Genomic DNA, 13,772 nt, shown 5'->3' on the forward strand with positions numbered 1-13,772 from the left:
CGCGGTTGTGGTCGGCCCCGTGGTCGGGCTCTGCGCAGCCATCGCACGGCCGTGGTGGGTGGTGCGCAGCGGCTGTGCAAGCCGTCTAGGCATGCGGCGACCAGCTCCAGGCGACCCTGCGATCGGGGTCCCGGACGGGATACCACACGGGCTGGGACGGGCCGTCGGTGCGCAGGTCTGCCAGGGCTGCGGCCAGGACAGGGACCGTGCGCAGGAACAGCATCAGCGCCGGGTCCTCGGCGGCCACGTGCAGGGCGTGGATGCGGGTGGTGACGCCGGCGGGGCCGGTGCCGTCCAGGACGAACAACAGGCGGGGGAAGATCGGGTAGTGCCGCCGCCATGCCTCCCGCGCCGGCTCCTGCCCGAAGGCCGGACGACGCTGACCCGGGGAGGTGGGCACGTAGTTGTGGAGGCGGGCGTAGGCGGTGGGTTTCGCGGCCAGGCGTTCCGGGCCCATGGTGGCCCGGTCGACCTCGACGAACGCCCGCAGCATCGGCCCATCCCCGCCCTCAGGGCCCTGCCGGTAGTACATCAACGCGTCGGGAATGACGGCCTCGCCGCCGCCGAGGGGGTGGTGGACCTCGGGTATCCAGTCCAGCGGCCGGCACAGCTCGCCGCGGCGGCGCGCGTCCTCGAGGAAGACGAGCGCAGTCTCCGTCACTGTCAGCGTGTGCCCGACTCGCAGTCGCGCGGCAGTTGGATCGGAAACCGTCTTCGGTGGCTTCCGCCCGCGCAACTCGGGCCACTCCGAGGCGATTTGGACACCGTAGGGGGTGGGAAACCACACCCGCAGCCGTCCGGCCCGGGGCAGGGTGATGCGGTCGATGAGCCCCTCATCGCGCAATTTGGCCAGCCGTCGCCGCGTCTGCTCCCTGCGCACTCCAGGGGCGATCACCCGGTGCATCTGTTCGGTGGTGGCCATCCGGTACTGCGTCAGCACCGCCAGCGCCAACCGGTCACCACCACCGGTATCAACGTCAGTCATCGTCGGCCCGCCTTTTCTGTACGAGCGGCGCCGTCCTGTCCGGCACCGCGCATACCGGCTACAGCAGCAGCCGACCCCGACCCCGCTTGCGACCATGAAGGCCCGACCACGGTCACGATGCGACAACACCGCCCCCGACCGGGCCGATATCCCCGCCGACAGCTGTCTGTACGCTGCCGCGTCCAGCGCGGCATATCGGCAGGTCACCACGGCCTCTTCGGCTTGGTCGCCAGCCCGACATCCCCCTCTGCACACCCCCTCGCTCGCCCCAAAACAGAAGAACAGGTGAAGGGGACGGCGGGCGAACGGGCGGGCGCGTGTCGCCGGGGGATCGGGGCTGCCGTTGCCCATGTTGCGCGTCGGCTGCCGCCGCCGCGCTCGTGCGCCGCAGGAAGCGGCGCACACCAGCAAACATCACCCAGGGCAAGGGTGTCGGGTTGGTTCACCTACACGAGGTCGGTGAGGAGGGTGTCCAGGACGGTCTCTTCCTCGATGCGCACGCCGAGTTCGGTCAGGGCCGCGGCCAGGTCGGGGTCCCATGCGGCGGTGGCTGGTGTGCCGGTCAGGGGTGGGGCCAGGGGTGTGGCGGCGGCCGCGTTGCGGTAGTCGGCAGCGGTGTAGCGCCAGGGCTGCCAGGGGACGCGGCGCAGCAGGGCGTCGGCGATGCGCAGGCCGCCCCAGTCGAAGTCGCCGTGGTAGCGGAGGGTGGAGCCGTGGGTGTGGAGGTGGCGTAGCAGGGTGAGGGCGGCGGCCGAGGGCTGGCCCTGGAGACAGACCAGGGGTGGGCAGGTTGGGCCGTGGGTGTCGGCCGCGGTGGCCAGGACGGTCGGGTTCTCGCACGCGTACACGACCGTCGGTGCCGTTCTCGGCGGGGTGTGGGTGAGTTGGCGCAGGGTCAGGACGGCCGGTTCGCCCTCGTCGGTCATCCAGTCGAGGGCGGGGGTGCCGCGTAGGCCCAGAGTGAGGACGGTGGAGGAGAGGGCATCCCTGAGCAGGCCGGCCGAGGCCCAGGCCTCGCGGCGCCACTCGGCTCCGCTGCCGTCCGGGAAGCCGGTCAGGGCGCGCACCCCGGACAGGACAACCGTCGCGAGCGGGGTTCCTTCGTCGAGAGCATGGGCATCACCGAGCGTTCCCGCGGCGAAGGCGGGCAGCGACACCGCCGGGTCGGCGGGCAGTGCCCGCAGGGCCGCCGCGGCATCGGTGAGCAGCGTCTTCGCCGCCTGCGGGGTGCGCGCCAGGCGGCGCACGAGGCCGTCCTTGCGCAACTTGTCGGTCCACTCCGACAGTTCGGGCCCCAGCGTGGCCAGTGGGGCGTACGCCTCCTGCCAGGCGTTCGCCTCCTGTTCGCGTACGTCGGCCAGCCGGGCGATGGGACCGGTGAGGGCGGTGACGGCTGCAGCGAGGCCCTCGGGGCTGATTCCGGAGCGGCGCAGCACCTCGTCCACCGCGTCCAGGCGCACGGTCAGCGAGCGCCCTGCGCCCGGGCTGCGGCCCAGCAGCCGTTCGGCGGCGGCGCGCTCGGCGGTGGTGGGGGCGGCCAGCGTGACCGGGCCGGTGAGGGGTTCGTCCCGTTCCAGGCGGCGCCTGACGCGCTCGATCAGCCAGGCCAGGCCGGGGTCACCGAGCAGGCGGCCGAGGCGGTCGCGGTCGACGCCCGCGTCGGGTTCCCCAGGGAGCGAGGGTTGCCCGGGGCTGTTCACGACCACAGCTCGTCCTGGCCAGCATCCTTGCCGTCGGCGGGCCCAGGTGCCGCCGCGCCCACCGCAGCACCCGAGGACGCCCCCTGCGCGGGAAGCTCCGCCAGGCGGTGGTCCGGTTCCGTCCCCCGTACGCGCTCGCTCCCGTCCCACTCCCACCGCGTCACCAGCACCGCCGCGATCTCGTCGACACGCGAGAGCTGGGCGATGGCGACCCCGGGGACCTGCGGATAGCAGGCCCATTCGCGTTCGCTGGTCATCACCACGTCCAGGTCGAAGGCGTGCAGCAGGCCCAGGCACTTGGCCCGCGAGTCGTCGTCCACGCCCGCGAACGCCTCGTCCAGGGTGACCAGGCGCGGGGCGTCGGGGGCGGCCGTGGCGTAGTGCGAGGAGGCGGCGGCGAACAGGGGCACGGACACGGCCAGGACGCGTTCGCCGCCGGAGGCGGGGCCGGTGGCCGGTACCCAGGTGCCGTGCTGGTGGCGTTCGATGCCGAACTCGTGCCAGGAGCGGTAGTCCAGCGCCGCGGTGAGCACCTCCAGCCAGCTGCCCGCCGCGTCGTCGGACTGCCGGCGGGCGATCTCGGCCTGCAGGAACTCCCCGACCGCCGCCCGGTCCTCGGGCGCCCACGCGTCCGCGGACTGGCGCAGACGTTCGCGGGCCTGGGCCAGTCCCGTCGGGGCCTTGCGGGAGGGGCGCCACACCAGGCGCAGTTTCATGCCCGTGGAGGTGGGGCGCTCCTGGAGCTCGGCGTTCATGGCCCGCACCTGTCGCTCGGCGGCGGCGATCAGCTCCTGCAGGGTGCCGGCGACCTCGGTGAGCAGGTGGGTTTCGAGGATCTCGCGTTCGTGCGCGGACAGGATGCGCGCCAGTTCGGTCGTCTCGGTGGCGAGGGCCGCGGCCAGGTCGGGCACGGTGCGTCGGCGGCCCTGGTAGACGATGTCGACGACCATGCCGTCCTCGACCATGCGGGCGGTGGCGGTGTGGCCGCCTCGGGAGAGGGCGTCCTGGAGTTTCTTGTACTCCTCGCTGAGCCGTTTTTGTACGCGTTCCCAGGCGCCGTCGGAGTCGTCGGTGCCCGACGGGCCCGACAGCTGTGCCTCGATGGTGCGGGCGAGCGCGACGGCCGGGGTGGCCGCCCACGGGCCGCCGTCCAGCGGGGGTACGACCGTCTCGGGCAGCGCGACGCTCAGCAGGCCGGTGGCCGCGAAGCGCTGGAGCGCGGCAATTGCCTCGGCGCGGGAGGCGGCGGCCTCGCGTACGTCCTTCTCCAACTGCTCGATGCGGCCCTCCGCATGGCCTACGCGCCGGCCGGCGTCGGTGTGCTCCACGCGAGAGCGGCGTTGGTCCCGGTCACACGTGGCGAGTGCCTCGGCGGTGGCGGCCAGGCGCCGCTCCAGTTCCGCGACGGCGGCGCCGACGGTGGAGCGCAAGGTGGTGTGGCGTTCGTCGGCGGCGGCCGCCAGGCGGGCCGATTCCTCGGCGCGCAGGGCCAGTTCGGCCACGTGGGCGACGGCCCGTTCGGCTTCCGCGCGCTCGTCGGCGACTGTGCGCGCTGCGTCGGTGCGCTCGCGCAGGGCGGGCCACAGGGCGGCGAGGACTGCGGTGTAGTCGGCCAGCGCCTGGCGGACGGCGGCCAGGCGCTGGCGGTCGGCGGGCAGGTTCACGGCGGCCGCGGTGTCGGTGAGTTCGGTGGCGGCTTCGGCTTCCTGCCGGGTCGCCGTGGTCAGTTCGGCGGAGCGTTCGTCCTGGCGGGCGCGGGCCCGGTGGGCGGCGTCCGCGGCGGCCGCGGCCAGCGCGTGCGCGTGGCGCAGGGCGGCGTCGTCGGGGACGGCGGCCAGTTCGGCGTCCAGGGTGCGGCGGCGCCGGCCCACCGTGGCCCGCTCGGCCTGCAGTTCGTCCGACTGGTGTGCCAGGGCCTCGAGTTCACCGCGCAGTACGGCGATCCGGGCCCGGCGCGCCTCCTCGCGGGCGCCCTCACCCACGTACACGGCGGACTGCTTCGACCAGCTGCCGGTCAGCGCTCCGACGCGGAAGCGGCCATCCGCCGCCACCCACGTGTCGCCGGAGCCGCCGGAGTCGCCGGAGCCAAGGCCCACGGCGGTCAGAAGGCGGGCCACCGTCTGCTCGCCCACCGCCATGGCGCGCGCGTCGCCGTGGTCCACGGCCGGGCGCAGCACATCGGCGAGCACCGGCCCGGCGAGCGGGGCACCCGGCGAGAGGAGAACGTCGTGCCCGTCGGCGGCGACAGCGGTGCCGTCCGGGCGCACCCAGGCGTCCAGCAGACCGGAGGCCTCCAACGCCGCCTCCACTCCTGCGCGTTCAGCGGCGGTGACGTGGTCGTGGAAGTCGACCAGGCGCCACAGCGGCGCCCCGGGCGCCTGCTCGCGCACGCCGGGCGTACGCGTGTGGGGTTCCGTGGGACCGCGCTGGCCACCCGCCTCCAGGTCGGTCAGCTCCCGCGCGGTCTCGGCGCGTCGGGTGTCCAGTTCGGTCAGCCGTTGACCGAGGGCGGCCATCCGGTCGGCCAGGTGAGCGGCGCGGGCGCGATGGGCGTCGGCGGTGTGCACGCGCGCGGGGGAGGGGCCTTGGAGGTGCGTGACCCAGTCCTGCAGAGCGTCCAGCAGGCCCGCCGGGTCCTGGGGCGTCAACTCCTCACAGGCGTCGAGGTGTTCGCGTACTGCGGCCACCAGTTCCCGGCCCGCCTCGGCCGCGGCGGCCTCTGCCCGGGCCTGCCGTTCGGCGGTGTGTCCGGCCTCGGTCTGGGCCTCGTCCAGGCGGCGGGCGGCGGCGCGCCGCTCGGCGGTGGCCTGCTCGGCGCGTGTCGCCAGCTCCTCCACGTGGTCGAGGGTGCGCCGCCTGCGCGCCACCGATTCCTCGGCCACGCGGCGCAGTTCGGCCTCCGGCGCGCCCTCGGTGCGCAGGTCACCGTCGAGGCGGGCGGCCGCGGCCGCCTCCCGCTCGCGGGCGAGCATGTCCGTGACCTGCTCCTCGGCCCACGTGAGCCGCCGGCCTGCGCTCTCGAGGCGGCCCAGGGCGCGCGTGTGGACCTGGGCGGCCCGCTCCCGGTCCGCCTCGGCGCGCGCCACATCAGATGCAGTGCGGCGGGCGTCGGCCGCCGCCTGCTCCAGCTCCCGTGCGCTGCGCATCTCCGGACCCTCGCGCAGCGCGGCCTCCTGTGCCGTCAGCCGCGCGGAACTCTCCTCCAGCTGCGCGATCCGCACGGCGATCCGCTCCCGCTCCTCCTCGGCCTGCGACCGCTCGGTCTGGGCCTGCGCGAGGTCGCGGTTCAGCTGTTCGTAGCGGGCGTGTTCGTGGCGGGGGAGCCGGGCGCGGCGGCGGGTGGCGACGCGGGCGTAGCGGCGGTAGTGGTCCAGGAAGGCGGAGGCGGCGCGCTCGGCCTCGGTGGCCGCCCGCAACTCCTCCTTCTCCTCGTCCAGGGACCGGAACGCCTCGGCCACATCGGCGATCACCGCCTGGTCCATGGGCGGCAGCGCCTCGGTCAGTGCACGCGACAGCGCCGCCTCGTTGGGCCGCTTCGACAGCTGCGGCTGGCGCAGCTGGATGAGCAGGTCCACCAGGGCCGCGTACCGCCGCTCACCCAGCCCGAACAGCGCCTCGTCCACCGCCCTGCGATACGCCGTTGCCGTGTCGTACACCATGCCGTGCCCGGCGACCGCTTCCGCGAGCCGGTCCCGTGACAGCGCGGTGCCGGTGGCGTCCAGGAGGCTGAGCCCCTCGCCGATGCGCTGGTCGGTGACGGCGTACCAGTGACGGGCGATGCCCCGCCCCGCCACCGCCTTCAGCCCGCAGGCCAGGGTGAGGAAGCGGTCCTGCCCGGCGGCCTCGTCATGGCGGCCGAACTCGATCCAGGTGTAGCCGAGCCGCTCGGGGTGCGGGTGCTGTCCGCCCAGCAGCAGGTTCCACTCCATGCGCTTGCCCGGGTCGGCGTCGGGCTCCACGCGCCGTGCGGACAGGTCGCCGTCCAGGAGGAAGGGCAGGGTGAGGGCGAGGACCTTGGACTTGCCGGTGCCGTTGTTGCCGCGCAACAGCAGCCGTCCGTCCCGGAACCAGAACTCCTCGGTGTCGTAGTAGAAGAGGTCGACCAGGCCGATGCGCAGCGGCCGCCACCGGCCGGGCGCGGGGGTGGGCAGGGCGGTCACGGCGGGTCATGCCTTTCGCTGAGAGGTGCGGGGGGTGGGGACTCCCGGTTCCCGTACGACGGTCTCGCCGACCGCGTACCGGGCCAGCGCCGGTAGCGGGGCGACGCCGCCGGGTGCGGCGGTGACCAGGCCCAGTGCGGTCAGCTTGGCCAGGGCCTGGTCGACCAACTCCGCCTCCGCGCCCGGCTGTTTGGCGCTCTTGGACCAGAAGCCGCCGTGTTCGGCGGCCAGTTCCCGCACCCTGCGCTCCAGTTCGTCGCGACTGACCGCGCCGCCCGCGGTCGCGAGGTGCTCGGCGAGCAGCAGGGTGACGTGTCCGTGGGTGCCCTGCTCGGGCATCCGTACGTCGGTCAGGTCGTCCAGCGGGTCGACCATGGCGATGCCTTCGGCCCGCACCTCGGCGACCAGGCCGGTCAGTTCGGTGATCCGGGCGGTGATGAAGGCGCGCTGGCGGGTGAGGTAGGCGAGCTCTTCGTCGGTCAGCTCGGCGTAGTAGAGCACCGGGTCGTCCAGCAGGCGCCGGGTCAGCCGCTGGCGGATGGCGCGGAAGCGCAGTTCGTCGCTGTCCAGGGCGCTCTCGGCGGTCAGCTCGGCCAGGCGGTCCTCGAAGCCGTCGGCGGTGATCATCGACGGGCCGCGGCGGGCGGCGAGCAGTCCGGCCAGGACGCGGCGCTGGACGTCGTAGAGGACATCGCCCGCCCCGCTGACGTAAGCCTCCTCGTCCCCGGCCACCCGTCGCAGCACGCCGTACCGCATGAGCAGCCGTACCACCGCCGCCAGATCCAGCCGCTCCTCGCGCCGCTCCAGCGTGAACTCGATCCCGGCGGCGGCCAGATGGGGATCGGCGGCGTCCAGGACCACCTGCTCGGCGAGACGGCCCAGCGCGATCTGTGCCTCGCCGCGCTCCAGTGCGGCCAGCGCCAGGCACAGCAGCACATAGCGGCGGCGGGTGAAGGGCGCGCGGGCGCGGGAGGCCTCGCGGGCCGGATGGGTCGGGTCGGCGAGGGTACCGGGTGCCCGGCCCAGCCGGGCCGCCTCCGCGTCCACCCGCAGTGGCCAGCCGGTGTTGCGGTCGAACCAGTCGCGCAGGTCGCCGGCGTGCTGTCGCACCAGCCGGAACTCCTCGGCGTACGGGCCGTGCGCGAGCAGCAGCGGCTCCTTCAGCAGCGCGCGGGCGGCCTTGTGGAACTCGGCGGTGCGCCGGCCGTCCAGCACTTCACTCAGGGGCGTGGTCATCGCTCCCCTCCCATGGGAGTGCCGTCGGCGTGCACCTGGCCGGTCCGGGTGAGATCGGCGATCTCGACCAGGTGGTCGGGGCCGCGGAAGGTACCGCCAGGGGTGCGGATCTCGGCCGTCGTCCCGTCCGCCAGGGCGGTGAGCCGGATTTCCATCGTGCCGTCGTTGCTGGTCGCGACGGTGGTCGTCATGCCGGGCCGCCAGGTGGCCAGGGCGTCACCGAGCAGCTGCAGGAACAGGCCGAAGGCGAGCGGGTCGAGCTCGCCGAGTGCGGACAGCCGCGTGGTGCCGTCCGTCGCGAGGCGGGCGCGGGCGGCCGCGATCTCCTGCGCCTGTTTGGCGGCGATCTCGGCCAGGCGCCTGCGCTGCTCGGACCGGTCCTGCACCCGGCGGGTCTTGCCGCGCCGCTCGTAGCTGCCGGTGCGGCGCAGCTGCGGGCTGATCCGCAGCGGCTCGGCCTCGGCCCACGGGGTGGAGGCGGCCTCCGGGTGGGCGGCGCGCCGGTCCAGGGTGTCGGCGTCCACGGTGAGGTGGCGTGCCGGATACAGGCCGAACGCGGCACGCCACAGCCGGTGCCGCGCCTCGTCGTCGGGGGCCTCGGCGAACCAGCGGGCCAGGGTGCGGAAGTCCGCCGAGCGGTCCGAGCGCCCGGTCCGCCGCTCGTTCAACTGCCGTACGACCGCCAGCAGTTGCGGAATCGCTCCAAGAGCCCGGCCGCGCAGCAGACGGGCCTGCGACTCGCGGCCGTCCGCCGACACGAACCAGGCGGCCAGCCCCGACCACCTGCCCACCCACCGCTCATACGCCCGCGCCTCGGCGCTCTCGGCCTCGTCCGGCGCGGCGTCGGCCGCCTCCCGGGCCGCCGCCAGCCGCAACAGCACACCGACCCGCCCCTGATCCTCCAACTCGCCGATGAGCAGGGCGATCCGCCCGCCCAGGGTGATCAGGTCCTGGATGAACCGCTCCAGGTACTGGATCAGGCGGTCCTTGTAGGCGAGGAACACCTCGACCTCCACGTCGTGCAGGTCGATGGTGCGCTGCAGGGAGCCCATGAACGCCCGCGCGTTCTCCGCCAGCGCCTCGAACCGGCTCGTCAGCGCGGACAGCGCCAGATGCGCCTTGGCCGCGTCCGGCTCGCCCTCCTCCTGCTCGGCGGCGATCACCAGCAGGGCCCGCAGTTGGGTGACGATGTCGCGCAGGGCGACCGCCTGCAGCGCACCGCGCCGCCCCAGCGCCTCGTCATACGTCGACAGCGCCAGCTCGGCGGCCTCGCCGGCCTGCGTGAGCTGGTAGATGAAGCGTTTGCGGTAGAAGTCCTCCACCGCGGTGACCCGGGAGGTGTCCGGATCCGCCCGCAGATTGCCCCACTCGACAAGGCTGTCCAGCGCCTTGACCACCGCGTCCAGCTCGGCGGGCCGGTGCTGCGGCGGCAGCGCCGCGAACACGTCCTCGGGCCGCAGATGGACCGCGAAGCGCTCCTTGGCGGCCAGGAACGCGCCCATCACCCGGCGGTACAGGGCGGCGTTGGGCACGGTGAGGTGGGCGAAGGGCGCGTACCCGGCCCGTGCCGGTCCGGAAGGCGTCGACGTCATCGTTCAGGCATTCTTCCCGACCCACGCCCCGCTGCGGCAACCATGGCCTGACCTTCACACAGGGTCATGCGTGTGCGCTTCTACTCTTCCGCGTCGTCGGCCGTACGCCGTGGGGTGCCATATCTTCGGCGTGGCCGTCATCCCGCCGATCGGGCGTTCGGGGACGGCGAGGTCAAGGTGGTGCCCGCCGACCCTTCGGCGACGCACAGCGGAGCGCGGAGCGAAGCGGCGGCCGGACTTCACGGCCTCCTCGGCGCGGAAGCTGGAGACGCGCCGCCCGCCCTTGGCGTCGGTCACCGCGATGCGGAGGAGGCCGGTCGTGGTGTCGGGGGTGAGGGCGAGCCGGAAGCCGCGGCCCTGGACGTGGTCGTGCAGGGCGGCGTTGGCGGCGAGTTCGGCGACAATCTGCTCGGCTCGTTGGGCTCGTTGGGCTCGCTCGGCTCGCTTGGTGACGTCCGGTGACAGGTTCCAGGCATGGAGCTGGGTGGCGATGAGGCCTGACAGAGGACGATTACCCTGGTCGAGGCCCTGTTCCTGTGGGGTGCCCGCTTCTGCCTGCGAGCTTTCGACGGGTGTAGTGATACAGGTCACATGGTTGGTGGTGTCGTGCTTCCGGGTGGGCAGAGCCTCTTAAGGGGTGACGGGTGACGGCGAACTGCCTTTCCCGCCCCACTCCTGCGACAGGACGAACATGCTGACGTTATTGCTGACTCTGGTGTCCACCGCCGCAACGGCTCTTGCCGCGACGGGTTTTCACTGGCTGCGGGACCGGTCCCGCGAGCGGCTCTATCGGAGCGTCGCCGGCTCACTCCCGCGCGGCGGAACCGTGCGGGAGCATCAGTCCGACGGCTCCGCATGGGAGTTGCGCATCCCGACCGACGGGAGCTGACGGTGAGCGCATCCGACCCGGAGTACGACAGGTGCTACCGAGCCTACTGGCGGGAACTGGTCGTGATGGCGACCCACATGCTGGCCGGGGACCACCATCAAGCGCAGGAGCTGGTCAACGACGCTTTCGTCAAAGCGTGGCGGGCGTGGGACCAGATCGACAACCCCAAGTACTGGCTCAAGACGGTCATCGCCCGCGACGCGGCCAGAAACAGGCAGCGGTGGAGGCAACGCTTGCCCCAACTGGCCCGGATCCACGCCACCGAGCGCACTCGCACGGCCCCCGATCCGGCAGCTGTGACAGAGCAGCGCGAGGACTACATCCGCGTTGTCCAGGCACTGAGCGCTCTGAGCGACCGGCAGCGCACCATCGCCGTACTCCGCTGGCACGAGGGATGGTCGCAGGCAGCCATCGCAGAGACGCTCGGCATCGCACCGAGCAGCGTGGCCAAACACCTGGGGCGGGCCCAGCACAAGCTGGCGCGTCAGTTCGGGACGAACGGCGAGGCACTCAACCACTTCCACCACGACCGGAAGGATCGGCTGTGACCTGGTTCCGGCGGCCCTCACCCGACCCCGATCACGATCACGATCACGATCCCGTCATCCAGGATCACATGGCCCGATCCGCCGCGTGGTTGCACACACAGCTGGGGAGGGCCGACGACGACCAGCAGGCCGAAGCCCTTACAGAGATCAAGCGCCGGGCAAGCGGCTCGGCCCGGGGTAAGACACGGCCCCGTCCCCGGCGACGTCACGTCGATGCGCTGACCGGTCTGCCCCACCGCGCCTGGCTGATGAAACGGATCGGGACGCTGCTGCACGAGGCCGAACGCGCCGGTGTCCGGGCCGCCCTGGTGCTGATCGACCTCGATCGATTCCGCGCCGTCAACCACACCCTCGGCCATCAAGCCGGCGATCGTCTGCTGCGCCAGATCTCCGACAGGTTGTGTCACGCCCTTCCACGCGGAGCGGAAGCGGCACGTATGGGTGGCGACGAGTTCGCCGTCATCCTGCCGGCCGCTGCTTCCACCGAGTCCGTGACCGGCATTGCCCGTTCACTCCTGCATGCTCTCGCCTCCCCCTTTTCCCTCGACGGACTCACCCTCGTGCTGGAGGCCAGCGCGGGAATCGCTGTCTTCCCCGACCACGCGCTCGACGCCGAGGAGATGCTCCGTCGCGCGGAGGTGGCGATGTACCAGGCGAAGGCGGATCGCACAGCGGTACAGGTGTACGACGATGGACAGGACTCCCATACCTCGAGCCGGCTTGGGCTGTTGGCCGACCTGCGACAAGCGCTGGACGCTCACCAGGTGGAGGTTCACTATCAGCCGGAGGTCGGCTTCGACGGAAAGGTGATCGCTCTGGAAGCCCTGGCTCGCTGGATTCACCCGCAGCGGGGCGCGGTGCCCCCCAACGAGTTCGTGGGGATCGCCGAATCGTCGGGACTGATGCACCATCTCACGCAGTACGTGCTGGAGGCGGCGCTCGGCCAGGTCGCCCGGTGGCGAGCGCAAGGCCTGCGAGTGACGGTGTCCGTCAATGTTTCGCCGCATGACATCCAAACACCGGCTTTCGTCGACTCGGTCCTGGACCTCCTTGCCCGCCACAGCATGCCGGGAGGAGCACTCCAACTCGAGGTCACTGAGGGCGCCTTGGACCAAGACCCCCAACAAGCCGCCGAAGCACTCGACCGGCTGACCCGCCACGGCGTGAAGATGTCCCTGGACGGCTTCGGCACGGGCTACTCCTCACTGGTGCACCTGCGCCGCCTTCCCCTCGCCGAGCTGAAGATCGACCGTTCTTTCGTGTCCGACATGGCAATCGAACATGAAGACGCCGAGATCGTGCGCTGCTCGGTGGACCTCGCGCACTCACTCGGCCTGCTCGCCATTGCTGAGGGCGTCGAGGACGACGAAACCTGGGAACACCTGCGTGACTTGGGCTGCGACGCCGTACAGGGCTGGCTCGTGGCCCCCGCCATGCCCGCCGACGAGGCCACCGCCTGGCTGCTCGCCCGCGATCGGGGCCCCATCACGGTCAGCCCCCAGGACGAAGGCGCCGACGCGGTGCGGCACATGATTCGAGGATCTTGATCGGACCTGAGCTCGAAGGGCACTCGCAACTCAGTCCCGGCGGGTGGACCGCATCCACTCCTGTGGACGACACGGAAGCCTGGGGCATTCCCTGGGTTCACTCTGCCGACGAGGCGTCTCGGCCACCGCGGTGAACGGAGTTGAACACGTTCAATTTCTGCGTCATGATACCTCTGGCCATCCAGGGCGCTCGCTGGACGAGAGGACCATGGTCATGACGAGCTCGCTTCTCACGCCGCGAGGCCGTCCCCGCGTCGGTACAACCGGCGAGAGAACGGCGACGGGCAGCACCGCCCCGACACGGATCCTCGACTGGCGGCATCCGCGTGTCGCCTCGTTGCTTCGGCAGATCGACACGGTCGACATGACAGCGGGCTCGGGGGCCACCCCAGACCCCGCCCGTCAGATAGCGACCCTGCGCCAGGCCCACCGACGGATCGCCGCAGCCGTGCGGCCGGTGTACTCGGTGCAGGACGAGCGACCCGTGTCCGAGGTGCTGCGCCGCGGCCGCGGCTCGTGCAGCCAGCGGCTGGCCGTGCTGGAGTCCGTGGCGCGGGCATCCGGGGTGGCTACGCGGGTGCGCGGCCTGCTGGTTGATGGCGCCTTCTGGTATCCGCGTTTCCCCCGGCTGCATCGGATCGTCCCGGACCAGGTACTGCTGGCATGGCCCGAATTCCGCCTCGAGGGCCTGTCGTCGACCGTCCACCCCACCGCGCCCTGGTTGGCCGTCTCGGAACTCTTCGGCAGCCTTGACGAGTTGAGTGGCGGTCATGGTGGTGGCTTCACCAATGCCGGCGCGGAGACGCTCTTCGAGGCGTTGTCCAGGACGGCGATCGACTGGGACGGTGTGACGCTCTGCCCGGCCGCCGGCGCCACCTGCGATCTCTCGGCCTACGTCCTGGCGGACCTGGGCCACTTCGACTCACGCGACGAACTCTTCGCCAGGCACGGCCAGACACTCTGCCTTACGGCGAGACTACTGGCCGAGCCCATCCTGGGTCGTCGTCGCTCGGCGGCCGGCTAGGGGCACGTCCCGGACGTGTCGGGCTCGGAGTCGGGGCGCCTTTCCTGACCGCAGCCGGGTGAGCGCGTCTTCAGGCACCATCCGCCCTCCT

General features: G+C 72.4%; 8 protein-coding genes and 1 pseudogene. 3 read left to right on the forward strand and 6 right to left on the reverse strand.

Annotated elements, in window-relative coordinates:
* Positions 1–85 precede the first annotated feature (85 nt).
* From ABZO29_RS31845 to ABZO29_RS31870, 6 genes are all read right to left on the reverse strand, one after another.
* Entirely contained in the window at positions 86–985 is a 900-nt protein-coding gene (locus ABZO29_RS31845) for a replication-relaxation family protein (RefSeq protein ID WP_367323617.1), read from the reverse strand.
* Positions 986–1,431: 446 nt separating this feature from the next.
* Complete coding sequence (locus tag ABZO29_RS31850) at positions 1,432–2,685, reverse strand: TIGR02679 family protein (protein ID WP_367323618.1); 1,254 nt, start codon at positions 2,683–2,685, stop codon at positions 1,432–1,434.
* Positions 2,682–6,845 carry a TIGR02680 family protein gene (locus ABZO29_RS31855; protein WP_367323619.1) on the reverse strand — a complete coding sequence of 1,388 codons (4,164 nt, stop codon included), beginning with the start codon at positions 6,843–6,845 and terminating at the stop codon, positions 2,682–2,684. Before ABZO29_RS31855 ends, ABZO29_RS31850 begins: the two co-directional genes overlap by 4 nt.
* Before the next feature lie 6 nt (positions 6,846–6,851).
* Positions 6,852–8,081: a TIGR02678 family protein gene (locus tag ABZO29_RS31860; protein ID WP_367323620.1), complete on the reverse strand. Its 1,230-nt coding sequence runs from the start codon at positions 8,079–8,081 to the stop codon at positions 6,852–6,854.
* A complete protein-coding gene (locus ABZO29_RS31865) occupies positions 8,078–9,673 on the reverse strand; it encodes a TIGR02677 family protein (RefSeq protein ID WP_367323621.1) in 1,596 nt (531 codons plus the stop codon). The genes ABZO29_RS31860 and ABZO29_RS31865 overlap by 4 nt, the downstream gene beginning before the upstream one ends.
* 54 nt (positions 9,674–9,727) lie before the next feature.
* Complete coding sequence (locus ABZO29_RS31870; RefSeq protein WP_367326305.1) at positions 9,728–10,138, reverse strand: hypothetical protein; 411 nt, start codon at positions 10,136–10,138, stop codon at positions 9,728–9,730.
* A gap of 426 nt (positions 10,139–10,564) precedes the next feature.
* Here ABZO29_RS31870 and ABZO29_RS31875 point away from each other — a divergent pair, with 426 nt between their 5' ends.
* From ABZO29_RS31875 to ABZO29_RS31885, 3 genes and pseudogenes are all read left to right on the forward strand, one after another.
* Positions 10,565–11,110 carry an RNA polymerase sigma factor gene (locus tag ABZO29_RS31875; RefSeq protein ID WP_367323622.1) on the forward strand — a complete coding sequence of 182 codons (546 nt, stop codon included), beginning with the start codon at positions 10,565–10,567 and terminating at the stop codon, positions 11,108–11,110.
* 212 nt (positions 11,111–11,322) lie between these two features.
* Positions 11,323–12,657, forward strand: a pseudogene (locus tag ABZO29_RS31880) (putative bifunctional diguanylate cyclase/phosphodiesterase); the annotation flags it as partial.
* 214 nt (positions 12,658–12,871) lie between these two features.
* Positions 12,872–13,681 carry a transglutaminase domain-containing protein gene (locus tag ABZO29_RS31885; protein WP_367323623.1) on the forward strand — a complete coding sequence of 270 codons (810 nt, stop codon included), beginning with the start codon at positions 12,872–12,874 and terminating at the stop codon, positions 13,679–13,681.
* The last annotated feature ends 91 nt before the right edge of the window (positions 13,682–13,772 follow it).

It is taken from the genome of Streptomyces sp. HUAS ZL42 (genome assembly GCF_040782645.1).
In the GTDB taxonomy this organism is placed as follows: Bacteria; Actinomycetota; Actinomycetes; order Streptomycetales; family Streptomycetaceae; genus Streptomyces.